General features: G+C 49.6%; 17 protein-coding genes. All 17 read left to right on the top strand.

What is annotated here, in order from left to right; translation table 11 throughout:
- Nucleotides 1–599 precede the first annotated feature (599 nt).
- The 17 genes from ACZ481_RS05090 to pduB all read left to right on the top strand — a co-directional run bounded on the left by ACZ481_RS05090 (nucleotide 600) and on the right by pduB (nucleotide 15,425).
- A complete protein-coding gene (locus ACZ481_RS05090; protein WP_464769081.1) occupies nucleotides 600–1,862 on the top strand; it encodes a CaiB/BaiF CoA transferase family protein in 1,263 nt (420 codons plus the stop codon).
- A 154-nt stretch (nucleotides 1,863–2,016) separates the two neighbouring features.
- Nucleotides 2,017–3,159 carry an acyl-CoA dehydrogenase family protein gene (locus tag ACZ481_RS05095; RefSeq protein WP_464769082.1) on the top strand — a complete coding sequence of 381 codons (1,143 nt, stop codon included), beginning with the start codon at nucleotides 2,017–2,019 and terminating at the stop codon, nucleotides 3,157–3,159.
- Between the two features lie 65 nt (nucleotides 3,160–3,224).
- Nucleotides 3,225–4,004: an electron transfer flavoprotein subunit beta/FixA family protein gene (locus ACZ481_RS05100; RefSeq protein ID WP_464769083.1), complete on the top strand. Its 780-nt coding sequence runs from the start codon at nucleotides 3,225–3,227 to the stop codon at nucleotides 4,002–4,004.
- Nucleotides 3,970–4,959 (top strand): electron transfer flavoprotein subunit alpha/FixB family protein, encoded by a 990-nt coding sequence (locus tag ACZ481_RS05105; RefSeq protein WP_464769084.1) that lies wholly within the window; start codon nucleotides 3,970–3,972, stop codon nucleotides 4,957–4,959. The genes ACZ481_RS05100 and ACZ481_RS05105 overlap by 35 nt, the downstream gene beginning before the upstream one ends.
- A 21-nt stretch (nucleotides 4,960–4,980) precedes the next feature.
- Nucleotides 4,981–6,264 carry an FAD-dependent oxidoreductase gene (locus ACZ481_RS05110; RefSeq protein ID WP_464769085.1) on the top strand — a complete coding sequence of 428 codons (1,284 nt, stop codon included), beginning with the start codon at nucleotides 4,981–4,983 and terminating at the stop codon, nucleotides 6,262–6,264.
- Nucleotides 6,261–6,551, top strand: a complete 291-nt coding sequence (locus ACZ481_RS05115; protein WP_464769086.1) for a ferredoxin family protein — start codon at nucleotides 6,261–6,263, stop codon at nucleotides 6,549–6,551. The genes ACZ481_RS05110 and ACZ481_RS05115 overlap by 4 nt, the downstream gene beginning before the upstream one ends.
- Nucleotides 6,552–6,777: 226 nt before the next feature.
- Nucleotides 6,778–8,034, top strand: a complete 1,257-nt coding sequence (locus ACZ481_RS05120) for a hypothetical protein (protein ID WP_464769087.1) — start codon at nucleotides 6,778–6,780, stop codon at nucleotides 8,032–8,034.
- 163 nt (nucleotides 8,035–8,197) lie between these two features.
- On the top strand, nucleotides 8,198–8,332 hold the full coding sequence (locus ACZ481_RS05125) for a hypothetical protein (RefSeq protein ID WP_464770700.1): 135 nt from the start codon (nucleotides 8,198–8,200) through the stop codon (nucleotides 8,330–8,332).
- The gene (locus ACZ481_RS05130) at nucleotides 8,316–8,483 is read left to right on the top strand and encodes a cache domain-containing protein (RefSeq protein ID WP_464770579.1); all 168 of its coding nucleotides are present in this window, start codon (nucleotides 8,316–8,318) and stop codon (nucleotides 8,481–8,483) included. Before ACZ481_RS05125 ends, ACZ481_RS05130 begins: the two co-directional genes overlap by 17 nt.
- Before the next feature lie 547 nt (nucleotides 8,484–9,030).
- Nucleotides 9,031–9,891 (top strand): ethanolamine utilization protein EutJ, encoded by an 861-nt coding sequence (gene eutJ / locus ACZ481_RS05135; RefSeq protein ID WP_464769088.1) that lies wholly within the window; start codon nucleotides 9,031–9,033, stop codon nucleotides 9,889–9,891.
- Nucleotides 9,892–9,961: 70 nt separating this feature from the next.
- Nucleotides 9,962–11,377, top strand: coding sequence for an aldehyde dehydrogenase family protein (locus tag ACZ481_RS05140; RefSeq protein ID WP_464769089.1), 1,416 nt, complete (start codon nucleotides 9,962–9,964; stop codon nucleotides 11,375–11,377).
- Between the two features lie 14 nt (nucleotides 11,378–11,391).
- Nucleotides 11,392–11,937 (top strand): BMC domain-containing protein, encoded by a 546-nt coding sequence (locus ACZ481_RS05145; protein WP_464769090.1) that lies wholly within the window; start codon nucleotides 11,392–11,394, stop codon nucleotides 11,935–11,937.
- Between the two features lie 11 nt (nucleotides 11,938–11,948).
- Nucleotides 11,949–12,716 carry a flavoprotein gene (locus ACZ481_RS05150; protein ID WP_464769091.1) on the top strand — a complete coding sequence of 256 codons (768 nt, stop codon included), beginning with the start codon at nucleotides 11,949–11,951 and terminating at the stop codon, nucleotides 12,714–12,716.
- Nucleotides 12,717–12,734: 18 nt separating this feature from the next.
- Entirely contained in the window at nucleotides 12,735–13,016 is a 282-nt protein-coding gene (locus tag ACZ481_RS05155) for a EutN/CcmL family microcompartment protein (protein WP_464769092.1), read from the top strand.
- Between the two features lie 20 nt (nucleotides 13,017–13,036).
- Nucleotides 13,037–13,312: a BMC domain-containing protein gene (locus ACZ481_RS05160; protein WP_464769093.1), complete on the top strand. Its 276-nt coding sequence runs from the start codon at nucleotides 13,037–13,039 to the stop codon at nucleotides 13,310–13,312.
- 42 nt (nucleotides 13,313–13,354) lie between these two features.
- Nucleotides 13,355–14,614: an iron-containing alcohol dehydrogenase gene (locus ACZ481_RS05165; protein ID WP_464769094.1), complete on the top strand. Its 1,260-nt coding sequence runs from the start codon at nucleotides 13,355–13,357 to the stop codon at nucleotides 14,612–14,614.
- Nucleotides 14,615–14,636: 22 nt separating this feature from the next.
- Entirely contained in the window at nucleotides 14,637–15,425 is a 789-nt protein-coding gene (pduB, locus tag ACZ481_RS05170) for a propanediol utilization microcompartment protein PduB (RefSeq protein WP_464769095.1), read from the top strand.
- The last annotated feature ends 10 nt before the right edge of the window (nucleotides 15,426–15,435 follow it).

Raw genomic sequence — 15,435 nt, forward strand, 5'->3', positions numbered from 1 at the left:
AAATTGCCCTTAGTTGGGTGTAATTATTAGTGCTTACGTTGTCAAGTGAATACAGCAAGATAGTTTACAAGCCCATTTTCCAGATTACTTTTGCTCCGGAGTCCTGCACCAGTACGTCGAAGAAATTTGGCCAGCCAGATTAAGCTCTGGATTTCTCCGTGGGTTTTCGGTGTAAGCCTCCATTGTCAGGCAGAACTGATGGTGGAGGCTTAAGTTATTATATGGGCCTAATTCAGTGTGGCCGACAATTCGGGAGAAGGTAACAAAGCTTAGACAAATGTGACTTTGACTAGGAAAACGCGGAAAGACAGGTAGTGAAGAAGGGTGCAATGATGCACGGCAGATATGCTGAAATGCATATTGAATAATTGCAGGAATATGCTATGGTCAGGTAATGAAACTACATAATTAAGTGCAAAACTGCATATTGGAGCGTAAATTTTGGCAACTGCAGAGGTTTTTTTAAACCAAAACTACCTCTGATAATTCAATTAATAGTAGCTATATAGAGCACTTGTACTTTTTGGAACAAGCGCCTCTATTGTTGGCATGGGAATTGCGTAACATTATAGCGTAACTTGAGTAAAAGGAGGAAAAAAATGAATAAGAGAAAAGCGGTTATTCCAGAATTCGGCCCACTGGCCGGGGTACGGGTAATCAGTGCCGGCTCAATCATTGCCATGCCGCACGCGGCTAATATGTTGGCTGACTTTGGGGCTGAGGTCATTCACATCGAACGGCCGGGTGTCGGCGATACCTATAGGGGGTTAGGACCATTTGCAGAATACAATGGTAAGAGAGTAAGTACCAGCTGGGCCCAAGACGCACGGAATCGCTTGAGTATGGGCCTGGAGCTCAATTTAGCCATTCCGGAAGTCAAAGAATTATTCCTGGATTTAATCAAAGAATCCGATATTTTTATGGAAAACCTGGTGTGGCTGGATAAATATGGTATATCGGATGAGCTGCTTTTGGCAACAAATCCAAAGCTTGTAATCGTTCATGTGAGCGGCTACGGGCGGCCCGAATTTGGTGGTATACCGGAGGTTTGTGATAGAGCCTCTTATGATATGATTGGCCAGGCAGCAAGCTGCTTTATGTATCTAAATGGCGATAATGATCGTCCACCTGCTATTTCCAAGCCTTGGCTGAATGACTATCAGGCTGCTCTTACTACCGTGTTTGGTGCTCTGGTTGGGTACATCAGTACGCAAAAAACAGGTAAAGGACAGTCAGTAGATGTTGCCCAATTCGAAGCCGCTGCCCGCTTGTTGGCAGATACATTTGTATCATATACCGAGGCTAATGTGACTCGGGCAAGAACACAAGCTTCAAAAGCGGATGCTTTTCAGCCTTATGGCCTGTTTAAGGACAGGAACGGAGATTATATAGTAGTGGGCGCGTTTGGTGCAGGTGTGTATAACCGTTTTATTAAAGCAATAGGTCTGGACCTTGAGTATTATAATTTCAAGGATTGCGCATCATCCGCTGCAGCAGTGTCTTCCGAAAAAGGTCAAGACTTACAACAGAAAACAGTAGAGTGGATAGCTGCGCGAACAGCGGATGAAGTAGTTGAAGTTATGGCGAAAGCAAAAGTTGGTTGTAATAAGGTTTACAACGCCGCCGATGCCGTCAAAGATCCGCATTGGCTTGATCGGGATGACTTTATCGAGTACGAAGACCAGACTCTGAAAAAGCAGATCAAGGCATTCGGTGTTGTGCCTAAATTCAGTGAAACCCCTGGCAAGGTTTGGCGTGGGGCCCCGACAGTAGGCCAAGATACAAAAGATATTTTAACAACAATTTTGGGATATTCTGAGGAAAAAATTAAAGCACTCAAAGATAAAAATTGCATTGGTTAAAAAAAATATGGCAGTGTTTCTAGATGGGCTTCGCATGTAGAATGCTGTCATGTGAACATAACTAAAATTGGCTCATGGCTCATGGCTCATGGTAGCAAAGTATGTTCTCTCTAAAACCAAGATGATTTACTAAAACAATTACGGAGGAATCTTAATGTCACATTTTTTATTATCTGAAGAACATGAATTAATGCGCAACGTTGCCCGGGACTTTGCCAAAAACGAAGTGGCTCCTGTTGCAAAACAATTGGATGCCACCGGTGAATTTCCTCACGAATGGGTTAAGAAATGCGCAGAACTTGGTTTTCTGGGCATTCCCATTCCTGAACAATACGGTGGCGTTGGGGCAGATGCTCTTTCTGAATGCCTGGTAATTGAAGAAATTGCCAGAGAAAGTGGCTCGTTGGCTCTGATTATCGATGCCCACACTTCTCTGGGCTGCATGCCGCTTCTGCTTGAAGGCACTGAGGAGCAAAAAATCAAATATTTGGTTCCCGCTGCAAAGGGGGAAAAAATAATGTCGTTCGGTCTTACTGAGCCAGGGGCTGGCTCCGATGCCGGCGGCTCTAAGACTACTGCTGTTCTCGACGGTGATGAGTGGGTCATTAATGGCTCCAAGAGCTGGATAACCAATATCGGCGTGGCCGGGACCTATATAATCACGGCTAAGACGGATCCTGACAAGGGCAATCGCGGCATTAGCGCCTTCATTGTTGAAGCTGGAACTCCCGGATTCGAGGTTGGTAAGTGGGAAAAGAAAATGGGCCTAAACAATTCGGCAACAGGTGAACTTTTTTTCCGTAACTGCAGAATACCGAAAGAAAACCTTCTCGGCACTCTTAACAAAGGATTTCCGCTGTTCCTGAAAGGTCTTGACGAAGGTCGGGTCGCTATTTCAGCGATGGCCGTCGGTATGGCCCAGGGTGCTCTTGACCGGGCAGTCGCCTATGCTAAAGAACGGGTACAGTTTGGTCGCCCGATTGCTCAGTTTCAAGCTATATCTTTTTATCTGGCAGAAATGGCAACTAAGATCGAACTGGCCCGGACGTTACTATACCGTGTAGCTAAGATGCGGGACGAGCACCTGCCCTATACTAAAGAAGCCGCCATGTTGAAACTTTTCGCATCAGAAATGTGCTGCTGGGTCTGCGACAGAGCCGTGCAGATTCACGGGGGCAACGGTTATAGCAAGGAGTTTGAAGTTGAACGGTTCATGCGCGATGCTAAACTACTGACTATTGGCGAAGGTACATCTGAGGTATGTAAAATTGTTATCGGTGGTCATGTATTGGCTTAAGTTTGTGAAGGGGGGCGAGAAACTCTCACCCCCCTCTTATATAAAATGACGAAAGGGGACTTGTTATGCCTAACATTATAGTTTCTTATAAATGGGTGCCAGATGAGCAAGACATAAAACTTAATTCATCCACTCTGGCGCTTGATTTTAGCAAGACCAAATATAAAATTAGCGAATACGATCGAAATGCCATAGAAGAGGCTGCACTGCTTACTCAAAAAAACGGTGGCAGCATAACGGCCCTCACCTTTGGGACCGCTGGGGCCAAACAGTCGCTCAAGGATGCTCTGTCGCGCGGTCCGGAAAGGGCCATCTTTGTAAACGACGAATTGGCTGCTAAATCCGACGCGTATGTTACGGCCAATGTATTAGCCGCCGCTGTCCGCAAAGCCAGTCCTTTCGATGTTATCCTTTGCGGCGAAGGTGCCGGAGACACATACGCTCAGCAAGTGGGACCACGATTGGCTGCAGTGCTTGGTATTCCGGCTATTACTTATGTCAGTGACATTAAGATAGAAGGCGACAAGGTTGTCGCTACCCGTAAGGTAGGAAATTGTACAGAAGTAGCAACCGTGGCATTCCCGGTTTTGATAAGCGTATTGCCGGAGATTAATAAACCGCGTATTCCCAGCTTGAAAGAAGTGCTCGGGGCTGCCAAGAAACCAGTGACCGAGTATAAGCTGAGTGAGCTAGAACTATCCGAGAATGAATTAATTGTCAAAAACAACGTCAAGGCTATTAAAGGCTATGTCATGAATCGCAAAAACGTGATCTATAAAGCGGGGACGGCTGCGGAAAAAGTAGCCGGTCTTGTCGAAAACCTTGCCCACGAAGGCGTATTGTAAGAAAGGGGGAAATAACATGCCAGCTATTTGGGTTTATTCAGAAGATGTTGCCATTACACAGCAGCTGCTTGCGCTAGGAAGAGCATTAGCCGATAATATGCAGACTCAATTGTGTGCTTTCACGCTGAATGGCGAAGGTGCAGCCTCCCTTATTGCGTCGGGGGCAGATAAGGTGTTTTCCTTGCAGGGGAATAGTCAGTGGCCGGAAAGCTACGCACAGCCGTTGGCAGATTTGGCAGCCCAGGAGCATCCTGAAGCTATCTTCATTGGTGCTACGCAACGCGGTAAGGATCTCGCAGCAAAGGTTGCTGCCCTAATTAAGAGCGGACTTGTGACAGAGGCTTTTGCAGTACGAATTGCTGACAGCGCGATTGAGACCGACAGAATTATGTATGGAGGCTTAGCCGTATGTACCGAAACACTTGTTGCGCCGGCTATGGTTACCATTCCGGCCAGAACATATGAAGCCCTTTTGCCTGACCCGAATCGAATTGGTGAAATAGTAACACTGGAAGTAAAAACCGATGACCGGGTGAGTGTAAGCAATGTATGTCCGATTGTAAGAGAAGGAGCCGATATTTCAGTCGCCGAAAAACTGGTGTGCGTGGGACGCGGCTTGGCTAAACAAGAAGATATGAAGCTGGTCGAAGGCCTTGCCGCTGCCCTCAGTGCGGAAATAGGTTGTACGCGTGGCATTGCTGAAGATTATCACTGGCTCCCCAGTGACCGGTATATTGGTTTATCCGGACAAAAAATAAAACCAAGTTTATATGTTGCTCTCGGGGTATCCGGTCAGGTTCAACACGTTTCCGGTATCCGGGACTCCAAAATTATTGTGGCAATTGATACAAATGAAAATGCTCCCATCTTTGAAGCCGCAGATTATGGTATTGTGGGTGACCTGTATGATGTTTCCCCGCTTTTGACCGAGGCCATAAAAAAAGCGGTCAAATAAATACGAAAAGGGGAAGGTTAAGTGAGTGCAGAGGAGCGTTTTGACGCAATTATAATTGGCGCTGGGCCGGCCGGAAGTGCCTGTGCATATGTACTCGCCAAGGCGGGGAAAAGTGTATTGCTTGTTGAACGGGGCGACACGGCGGGCAGTAAAAACGTCACAGGTGGACGCTTATATACTTACGCGCTGGAACTTGTGGAACCTGGGCTTTTCGCCCAGGCCCCCCTGGAGCGCAAAGTAGTTCGTGAGCAGATCATGATGCTGAGCAGTACGGGGGGGATAACGCTCGACTATGTAAATTATGAGTTCGGAGAAAATATACCGCAGTCCTACACTGTTTTGCGGGCTCCTTTTGATGAATGGTTCGCCGGACAGGCAGAAACCCAGGGTGCCATGTTTGCTGCCGGAATTCTGGTCGATGAACTTCTCGAAGCTGATGGAAAGATTGTAGGCATTAAAGCCGGTGACGATGAGCTGTATGCTGATGTCGTCATCGCGGCCGATGGCGTAAACTCTTTCATTGCGCAAAAAGCTGGTTTACTTCCTGATATTGCAGCCCATGCCGTGGGAGTCGGCGCCAAAGAGATCATTCAATTGCCACCGGAAGTTATTCAAAACAGATTTAACCTGGCTGAAGAAGAAGGCGCTGCCAGGGTTGTTCTGGGTGCGTCTGGCGGAGTAAGTGGCGGGGGTTTTTTCTATACCAACAAAGACAGTATTTCTCTGGGTCTTGTTTTAAATCCGGAAGAATTGGGGCGAAGCGGTAAGAAAATCCATGATTTGTTACAGGATTACAAGCTGCATCCTGCGATTTACCCGCTTATCAAAGATGGTACGACTACTGAATACGGAGCTCACTTAGTACCGGAGCTTGGATTCCATGGAGTGCCCCAAAAGTTATACCGTGATGGATTGGTAGTAATAGGCGATGCCGCCGGCTTGGTTATTAATACCGGGACAATCTTGCGCGGAATTGATTTAGCAATTGTAAGCGGCGTAGCGGCGGCCCGGGCATTGATCGAAGTAAGCGAACCAAGTAAAGTTGGACCGGCTTACCTACAACAATTAGAACAGTTGCAGTTGCTTCCCACCATGCGGCTGTATAAAGGCTTCCATGAATTGCTGTCTCTGCCGCGCATGTTTACGACCTATCCTAATCTGGCCAATGACATGATGCAGTTTATGTTTTCTGTGGATGGCAAGTTGCCGGAGCGCATGGATAAGGGCATGTTGCGTGTTTTAAAGAGCCACGTGACACTGGGACAATTAGTTGCTGATGGCTGGAAGGGGTTTAGATCACTATGACAATAAAACGGCAAAGCCCGGAAGAGTTACTGGGCCTAAATAAGTTTATGGTTGACGAAGATGAGCCGCATATTGTTCTAGATAAAACGATTTGTGCCAGTTGCACCGACAAGCCTTGCCTTGTTGTTTGTCCGGCTGTTCTTTACACATTAAAGGGTAAAGATATCAATTTTGAATACGCCGGCTGTCTCGAATGTGGTACTTGCCGGGTGATGTGCAAGAATAAAGGCATCATAAAATGGCAGTATCCCAGAGGCAGTTTTGGTGTTTCATTTCGTCACGGCTGATTTAATCTATTATAAAAAAGACTAGCCTAAGCTACCCCGACCTACAGTGGCAGGAGAAAGCTACAGGCTTTTCAATGGCGGCCTAGTGCTTCCCTGACTTATAATGCCGGGAGAAAGCTGCGGGCCGCTTTTGTTAGAATAATCATAAGGAGGGATGGACATAAAGGGGTGACTAGCGCATTAGGCATTTAAATATTTGAATATTGCGTATAAATACTGGAGGGATATGATGAGTGAATATATTGTAAAAAGGACATTTCCGGGACTGCTCACTACCGGTTTCGCGGCCACTGCTATTTGCTTTGTTGTCGCCTGTATCTACTGGCCAATATGGGGAACGGCAGTGAAAGCGATTGCGGTTTCTTTAGCAGGGCCTGGACTAAATACGGTTGACCCCAAAGTAGCTTCAAAATATTATACCGTTTTTGCCGAGGCTACTTTCTTTTGGACGGTTATTAATGCCTGGATTTGGCAAACATTGATTTTTGGTAATTATGGCAAAACATACTTCACTAAACGTCAGCCCTGGGCGGGGTTATGGTATACCTTAGTTGGATTCGGGGCTGGTATTATTGGATTTTTGATTCTTGTCGGCTTCATTGGAATTTGGTGGAAACCTTTTAACCTCGCCATCCTTTTTACCCCGCAAAACGCCGAACAAGTCACAATGGCAATTGAGGGGTTTGAAGTAAGCAACTTCTATGCCCTTGTAGTCATTACGGCGCAAATACCCTTTGTCGCTCTTTTCCATAAATGGCCCTTCGCCGGTAATATCAAAGCCCCGTTGGATGGCTTCGGTGTCATGATGATGAGTACGGTGGCTGCTTTAATCGTTTGGATTGCTAACATTATGCCTAGTCTGATGAAAATAACTCTAGGCGGACACGAAGCGACGGTTCCCCCTATGGGATCCTGGCCAACCTATCTGGCCTTTTCTGAATGCTTTATCTTCTGGTTTCTCATACCGGCCGAAGGGGGAGAACATTATCCGATGAAGCTGTTTGCCAAGAAGCAGCCTTATATGGGCCTGATGGGGTTAATTATTTCTTTGCTCGGAGGATATGTATCCATGTTAGCCCTCCGGCCGATCCTTGGGCCGATGAATCTTCTACCCGGGGCCCCCATCGATCTTATCGTGGCATCATTCGCCCTATCTCTCGTTATGGTCCAACTGCTGTGGCATCACCTCTTTGACGATTACCCCACTGCTCAAATGATGCCCAACCAGGCAAAACGCATTTTTATCCGTATCGCTATTTGGGTTGGCCTTGGCTCAGTCGTGGGTATTGCTTGGCTAAAGTCTTTCCGGATCTTACCATTTGCTGGCAACGATCTTGGCATGGGTTTCCCGGTAATGGGACTGCTTGCCGGTCAATTCGCCTTTATGTTGGTATACCTGTATATGAATACCTTCTTTGATAAGTGGCCTTTGGTTCACCAAGAACCAATCAAGCAACAAACCAATCGGGATATCAGGGCCTAATTGTTGTACGAGTCTTCTAAAATGTTCTCAAATGATAATCGCCGCCTCCGACTATTGTTGGTGGCGGCGGTTATCACTTTAGATTACGGCGGAGGATTAGATGTTCGGAAGAATAATTCCGGTGCAGGCTTGTAACTCAATACGATACTAGGAGGAGTAAATTATGAAATTATTTAAAGGTATTTTATTTAAACAATCACTATTTATTGGATTAATCATAACAGCAGTTGTTGTAATGAATACGGGAATGTGTAAAAAGTCTGATGGGAGTTGCCGTTACGATGGCTGCCGGAGATAAACGCGCAGCTACTACAGCTGTGATAGACGGAAACCGCCCGGTTGGAACAACGATTGACCCGGCCGTAGCCGAGAGAATTCTTGGGAAAGGTGAAAAATATACAGGGGCGGCAAGGATTCAAACTGTAAGCTATATTATCGAGGGCGCATAGAGAATTGCGAGACTATTTGTATAAAAAATCCGTTCCTTTGCTTTAATAATGTGTAACACATTGAGCAAATGAGAATGGATTTTTGTTTATCTGATTTCCGGTATGTTTTGCAATATTCTACTGACTTTGCTAAGAGTTTCTGGAATTTTACGACTTTGCGGTATTACTGCGTGTTTTTTTCATTGAAGCAGCCTTTACTATTCTACGAGTGTTTTAAAATTAAACAATATATCGATGGTGCCTTAATGGTGTTTTATTATAATACAGTCAACAAAGTTAATTGTATATATTTTTAACGGAATATAACTTATATTCCGTCTTTTCTTTTGTCTATTTTCAGATAATGATCAATCAATTCATAGTGTATTAATCTAATACAGTCGCTGGCGGAGATAACTGATGTTTATGGTGTGCCTTGGCGGACAGATTGCCGGTTTTCCGGGCCGCTGGACCGTCATATAGCCTGGCGTGCTTTGGCACGCAATTTGCTATTATTAATAAACAGTTTAGTGAATGATTCCCTTCATCCGTGAAAAGAGGTGAAAAAATGAGCATAATGCGCTATGACATAAACCAGGTTGATGTTTGTATTCAGCAGTTGGCGGAACGAATAACAGGCAGTACCCCGGCAGAAATAACGCAGCCCGTCTTCATCGGCGTTGATGTGGGCACTGCCAATGTAATCAGTGTTGCCGTCGATGCCAAGGGTGTGCCCCTGGCCGGAGAAATGACGCCGGCGCGCGTGGTCCGGGAGGGGATGGTGACGGATTATTTCGGGGCCATTCATATCGTCTGCGACCAGATAAATAAGTTGGAAACCCGGCTGGGTACTAAGCTGACTGTATCAGCCTCGGCAATTCCGCCCGGAACCGAACAAGGCAACGTCAAGGTTACGAAAAATATTCTGGAAGCGGCCGATCTTACGGTTACAAAAATCATTGATGAGCCTACGGCAGCGGCTCTGGTGCTGGGGATTGATGAAGGTATCGTTGTTGATGTCGGCGGCGGTACAACCGGGATTTCTATCCTGGAACGCGGCAAGGTGATCTACACAGCTGATGAGCCTACCGGCGGTTTTCAACTGGACCTGGTCATTGCCGGCCATTTTGGCATAACCCTGGAGGAAGCGGAGGGCAAAAAACGGGATCAGCAGCAACAAAAAAAGCTGTTGCCCATTGTCCGCCCGGTGTTTGAAAAGATTTCCCGGATTGTGCAGCAGCATATAGCCGGGTATAAGGCCAAAGATCTTTTTCTGGTTGGCGGCACCTGCGGCTTCCCAGGCTTTGACAAGCTTTTGGCAAGCGAGACGGGGCTCAGGACGTATCTGCCCAGGCAGCCGCTGCTGGTAACGCCGCTGGGTATTGCCTTGGCCTGCCGGGCGGAGCAGACAGTTACCAACTATTTATAGGCTATATGCAAGATATGAAGCACCCGGTTTATATCTTGTCTTATAAAAAAATGTAAAGGAGTAAATCGTTATGCAAACAACAGCAGAACAAGTAGCGGAAATTATTAATCAGGTCATGCAGCAGCTCAATACCCAGCAAGGTTCCGCGGTGGCAGCTCCATCGCCGGCGCAAGGCGGCTGCATCTTTGACGAAATGAATGATGCTGTGGCGGCTGCGGACAAAGCGCAGCAAGAACTTATGAAGCTCCCCCTGGTGAAAAGAGGTGAGATCATTCAGGCCATTCGCGCTACGGCAACCGCCAATGCCAACATGCTGGCGGAAATGGAACTGGCCGAAACCGGCTACGGCCGACTCGCGGACAAGCTCGTCAAAATTACTATGACTATTGAAAAAACCCCCGGAATTGAGGATATTACTCCCCAGGTATATTCGGGCGACCATGGTTTGGCCCTGGTCGAAAAACTACCGTTTGGTCTGGCCGGCTGCATTCTGCCGTCCACCGCGCCGGCGGCAACGGCCATCCATAACAGCATCTGTATGATTGCGGCCGGCAACAGTGCGATTATCAGCCCGCATCCCAATGCCAGCAAAACAGCATTAAAAGCGGTGGAACTGATCGGGCAGGCCATCAAGGCAGCCGGCGGGCCGGAACATTTGATTGTCAGCGTAAAAGAGGCCAGCATTGCCAAAGCCACCGAGATGATGAAACAGCCAAAGGTAAGGTTTCTCCTTGTTACCGGTGGTCCCGGCGTGGTGGCATCGGCGCTGGCGTCCGGCAAAAAGGCCATATGTGCCGGACCGGGCAATCCGCCGGTTTTGGTGGACGGCACGTCGGATATCGAACAGGCGGCGGCCGATATTATCGCCGGTAACAGCTTTGAGAACTGCATCAATTGCATTGGGGAGAAGGAAGTGTTCGTACTCGACAAGGTAGCGGAGGATTTGCTGAAAGCCATGGTCAAACATGGTGCGTACCTGATCAGGGATCAGCATACGCTTGCCAGGCTGGTCCAGCTCGTGACCGACGACAAGGGCGCGGTTAACAAGAAATATGTCGGCAAAAATGCCGGTGTGATTCTCAAAGATATCGGCATTACCGTTGATGAGAGCATCAAGACCATTGTATTCGAGGCGCCGGCAGACCATATCACGGTTATTGAGGAATATCTGATGCCGCTTTTGCCGGTGGTGCGGGTAAAGGATGTTGACGAAGGGATTGCGCTGGCCGTAAAGGCTGAGGGCGGCCGACGGCACAGTGCGATCATGCACTCGCACGATATCACGAATATAACCAAATTCGGCAAGGCAATTCAAACCACCATTCTGGTTAAGAACGGTCCGTCCTACAGCGGTGTCGGCATCGGCGGCGAGGGCTTTGTTACTATGAGCATTGCCGGTTCCACCGGTGAAGGCCTGACCTCGCCCGGGACATTTACCCGGGTGCAGCGGCGGACAATGGTTGACAAGCTCAGCAGGTATGCGTAAAGGGGTGAAGTCGCTTGGCTTGTACTAAATCGATAGGGATTGTTGAGGTTGTGGGACTGGTGCCGGCCATATGCTGTGCCGATGCAGCGGTAAAAGCCGCCAATGTGACACTAATAGGCTATGAAATTACCAAAGGCGGCGGTCAGGTCACCGTTAAATTAGGCGGCGATGTCGGGGCGGTGCAGGCAGCGGTGGCGGCCGGTGCCGCGGCGGTGGAGCAAATCGGCAGAGTGATTGGCACGCTTATCATCCCCAGACCGCATGCGGAAATAAAGCCGATCCTTTTCAATAAGGAAAATATCATTTATTCGCAGACGGCTGTAGGGGCGCAACCGGCGAACGGCGAGGAAAGCCCGGCCGGCGATGTTCCTGAACCTCTGCCTGTGGCTGGCACAGATGCTCCTCCAAACAGCGGCGGTGATGGCAGCGGCGGGGAGGAAGCGGTAATTACCACCCGGTCGCACCGGAAGGCTACCTGCAATATTTGCGGTGATCCGGAGTGCCCCCGGCATAAAGGCGACCCGCATGACAAATGTATTCACGCCGGTGACAACTCGTAAGGGGGGAGAATATGCCGGAACTTGACAAGGATTTGATTGACCGGATTGTCCGGGAAGTGCTCACGGTGCTTGGTTCTAAAAGCCGGAAAAAAGCGCTGGCTCTGATCTGCGGCGGCACCGCCGGCGGGGAGGAAGCCTTAACGGGTTTGAAAACCTTGCGTAACGCTGAATGTGATCTTACGCTTGTTTTCACGCCGGCGGGCAGGGAGCGCTACCGTGTGGCGCTGACGCAGTACGGGCTGGACGGCGTACCGGAACTGGTTGCTGGCAGCTGGGACGAAATAGCGCAGTGTGTGCGGGAAGCGGACGTCGTGCTGATTCCTGTCCTGTCTTTAAATTCGGCGGCTAAAATCGCGCATGGTATTGCCGACAATCTGGCGACCAGCCTGATTATGCAGGCTCTTATTGCCGGGAAACCAGTTGTTGCCGCCCGGGATGCCTGTACTGTCAATCAGTTGAGCGGTAATGCGAACTACCGGCAAATTTTTGCGGACAATCTTGCCTTGCTGGAAAAAATAGGAATTGCGCTGACGACAGCCCGGGAACTAAGTCGCCGTGTGACCGCCCTATTAAGCAGGGATGGCGGCACCGATACTTCCAAACACGCGGCTGGTGCCGGTGATCCGGTGACCGGGGAGGTATTTCCCGGGCGGGTACTAAGCGCCCAGGACATCAGACAATGGAACCGGCCGGTAGTAAAGGTGGGCAGCCGGACGCTGATCACGCCGGCGGCCTGGGATTTGGCCCGGGAACTGGGCATAGAGATTTGCCGGCACTAAGCGGCAGGAGGTTGGGTTATGTATATTGCAAAGGTGGTCGGAACTGTGGTTGCCACCAGAAAGAGCGAGGAGTTAGTCGGCAGGAAACTGCTTGTTGTCAGTCCGCTCGAAGGCAGAAATTATTCAGCGGACAAGTTTGAGGTGGCGGTTGATTCGGTCGGCGCCGGTGGCGGTGATGTCGTTCTGGTGGTAAGAGGCGGTCAGGCGCGCAACATTGCGGATGCCGGGAATGCGCCGATCGATGCGGCCATTATCGGTATCATTGACTCCCTGGAGTTTAGCAATACAGATAAAAAATAAATTTACGGAGGTACAAACAGATGGCACAAGAGGCATTAGGCATGATCGAAACAAGAGGCATGATCGGCGCAATTGAAGCGGCTGACGCCATGGCCAAGGCGGCTAATGTAACCATTGTTGGTTACGAAAAAATCGGGGCAGGGCTGATCACCGTTGTGGTGCGCGGCGATGTTGGCGCCGTAAAAGCGGCCACCGACGCCGGCGCGGCTGCGGCGCAAAGAGTCGGCGAAGTACTCTCGGTTCACGTGATTCCCCGCCCCCACACCGACACCGAGAAAATTATCCCGACGGTGTAGGTGTGCAGTGCACCGTTTTAAATTCAGAGGAGGAATGAACGTATGTCCACTAGCTTTAACGAAGAAACCGTCAGGCTGATTACCGAGCTGGTTACCAATGCCCTTAAGAATGAAGCCGCACCAGTAGCTGCCGGCAGTACTGACCTGCTGGCCCAGTATCCCCCTTATGACCAGACCAATCCAACCATCTTCGGCACAGGCTCTATCCGGATATTGGGAGCGAAAGCCAGAGAACTGGGGATAACCAAGGCTTTGATTGTTACCGATGAAGGCGTTGTTCAGGCCGGTGCGGTTGACAAGGCCAGACAGTCTTTGCTTGACGCCGGTATTCCGGTAGTGGTGTTTGACAAAGTCAATCCCAACCCGCTGGATATTGTTTGTGAAGCCGGGGGCGAACTGGCGGTAAAAGAAAAGGTCGACGGTGTTATCGCGGTCGGCGGCGGCAGTGTCATTGATTGTGCCAAGACCGTAAATATTCTCACTACGAATCCAGCCCCGGTAGCCAAGTACTACCGTACTTGGGGCTACAAAAAAGCGCAGCCGCTGATTTTGGTTCCCACCACCTCAGGGACAGGCAGTGAAAATACCATTTATGCCGTTATCTCCGACCATGAAACCCATGCTAAAAACGTTACTTTAGCCAAGGGCGATCTGGCGATCTGCGATCCGGAACTGACCTATACCGTTCCCCGGGATTTGACGGCGTCAACCGGCATGGATGCTTTTGCCCATGCGGCCGAATCGCTGACCGGCAATATCCGCAGCATCAAGACCGATGTGCTGGCGGTGGATGCTATCAAACGAATTGTCAAATGGCTGCCTGTTGCTTACCAGGAACCGACCAACGAGCGGGCCCGCTATGAAATGATGATCGCCAGCAACTTTGCCGGCATATCCTTCAGCGACACCCTGTGTCACTTAGGTCATGCTACGTCCCACAGTGCCGGCGTCAGACTGGGGGTTGCGCACGGCATCTCCTGTGCCTGGGCTTTGCCGGAAACACTGGCTTTTGTGGCAGATGCCGTCCCCGAACGGGTAAAAATGGTAGCCGATGCGATGGGGATTGTCTATAATCCGTACATTACCCCGGTTGAACTTGGCCGGCTGGTTGCCGATTCGATCAGAGAGTTCATGCGCAAGCTCGACATCCGGTCCATCAAAAGCTACGGTTTCAGCCGGCAGGAAGTGATGAGCGTATCCGATCTCGTTGTCCAGGATGTGTGTTTCCCCATTATACCCAAACCGATGACCGAAGCCGATGTCAAAGAGTTTCTCGGCCGGGTTTACGATAGCTATCAGTAAGTGAAAATGGGAGGAATGGAATGTGAATAAAGACCTTATTATCCAGCAGGTATTGAGCCAACTGCAGCATCAGGCCGCCCCGCCAGCGGTAGCGGCAACACAAAATCTGGTTGCCGGCTGTGGCATGACCGAGTTTGTCGGCGTGGGGCTGGGCGATACACTGGGCCTGGTTATCGCCAATCTGGATGCCAGCATTCACGACAAGCTAGGCATTGACAAAAAGTATCGCTCCCTGGGCATCATCAGCTCCCGCAGCGCCGTCGGACCGCAGGCAATGGGCGCGGATGAGGCGGTAAAATCAAGCAACAGCGAGCTGCTTATCTTCAATATGCCGCGGGATACCAAGACAGGCGGCGGTCACGGCATCTTGCTGGTTTTTGGCGCCGAAGAAGTTTCTGATGCCAGGCGGGCGGTGGAGATCACGCTCAAGTCCCTGGAATGGAGTTTTGGTGAAACTTATATGAATGAAGCCGGGCATTGCGAAATCCAGTATTCGGCCCGAGCCGGCCAGGCGCTGCAAAAGTTTTTAGGCGCCGAACTGGGGAAAGCCTGGGGAATCCTTTGCGGCTGCCCGGCGGGAGTTGGCATGCTGATGGCCGATAAAGCGGTGAAGTCAGCGGATGTAACCATTGCCATGCACGCCACGCCGGCCGTCAATACCAGCTTCAGCAATGAATTTATGATCATGGTCACCGGTGATTCCAGTGCTGTCAAGCAGGCGGTTCTGGCTGCCCGGGAAACAGGCATTCAGCTACTGAGCAAAATGGGCCCGGCGCCGGCATCGGTAGGTGGAACGCCTTATATCTACTAGGCGGCCTGGC

It is taken from the genome of Sporomusa intestinalis (genome assembly GCF_055383785.1).

What these genes read in the sequence shown, in the direction of transcription:
- ACZ481_RS05090 (WP_464769081.1), top strand. Translation starts at nt 600, where the DNA reads ATGAATAAGAGAAAAGCGGTTATTCCAGAATTCGGCCCACTGGCCGGG.
- ACZ481_RS05095 (WP_464769082.1), top strand. Translation starts at nt 2,017, where the DNA reads ATGTCACATTTTTTATTATCTGAAGAACATGAATTAATGCGCAACGTT.
- ACZ481_RS05100 (WP_464769083.1), top strand. Translation starts at nt 3,225, where the DNA reads ATGCCTAACATTATAGTTTCTTATAAATGGGTGCCAGATGAGCAAGAC.
- ACZ481_RS05115 (WP_464769086.1), top strand. Translation starts at nt 6,261, where the DNA reads ATGACAATAAAACGGCAAAGCCCGGAAGAGTTACTGGGCCTAAATAAG.
- ACZ481_RS05120 (WP_464769087.1), top strand. Translation starts at nt 6,778, where the DNA reads ATGATGAGTGAATATATTGTAAAAAGGACATTTCCGGGACTGCTCACT.
- ACZ481_RS05125 (WP_464770700.1), top strand. Translation starts at nt 8,198, where the DNA reads ATGAAATTATTTAAAGGTATTTTATTTAAACAATCACTATTTATTGGA.
- ACZ481_RS05130 (WP_464770579.1), top strand. Translation starts at nt 8,316, where the DNA reads ATGGCTGCCGGAGATAAACGCGCAGCTACTACAGCTGTGATAGACGGA.
- eutJ (WP_464769088.1), top strand. Translation starts at nt 9,031, where the DNA reads ATGAGCATAATGCGCTATGACATAAACCAGGTTGATGTTTGTATTCAG.
- ACZ481_RS05140 (WP_464769089.1), top strand. Translation starts at nt 9,962, where the DNA reads ATGCAAACAACAGCAGAACAAGTAGCGGAAATTATTAATCAGGTCATG.
- ACZ481_RS05150 (WP_464769091.1), top strand. Translation starts at nt 11,949, where the DNA reads ATGCCGGAACTTGACAAGGATTTGATTGACCGGATTGTCCGGGAAGTG.
- ACZ481_RS05155 (WP_464769092.1), top strand. Translation starts at nt 12,735, where the DNA reads ATGTATATTGCAAAGGTGGTCGGAACTGTGGTTGCCACCAGAAAGAGC.
- ACZ481_RS05160 (WP_464769093.1), top strand. Translation starts at nt 13,037, where the DNA reads ATGGCACAAGAGGCATTAGGCATGATCGAAACAAGAGGCATGATCGGC.
- ACZ481_RS05165 (WP_464769094.1), top strand. Translation starts at nt 13,355, where the DNA reads ATGTCCACTAGCTTTAACGAAGAAACCGTCAGGCTGATTACCGAGCTG.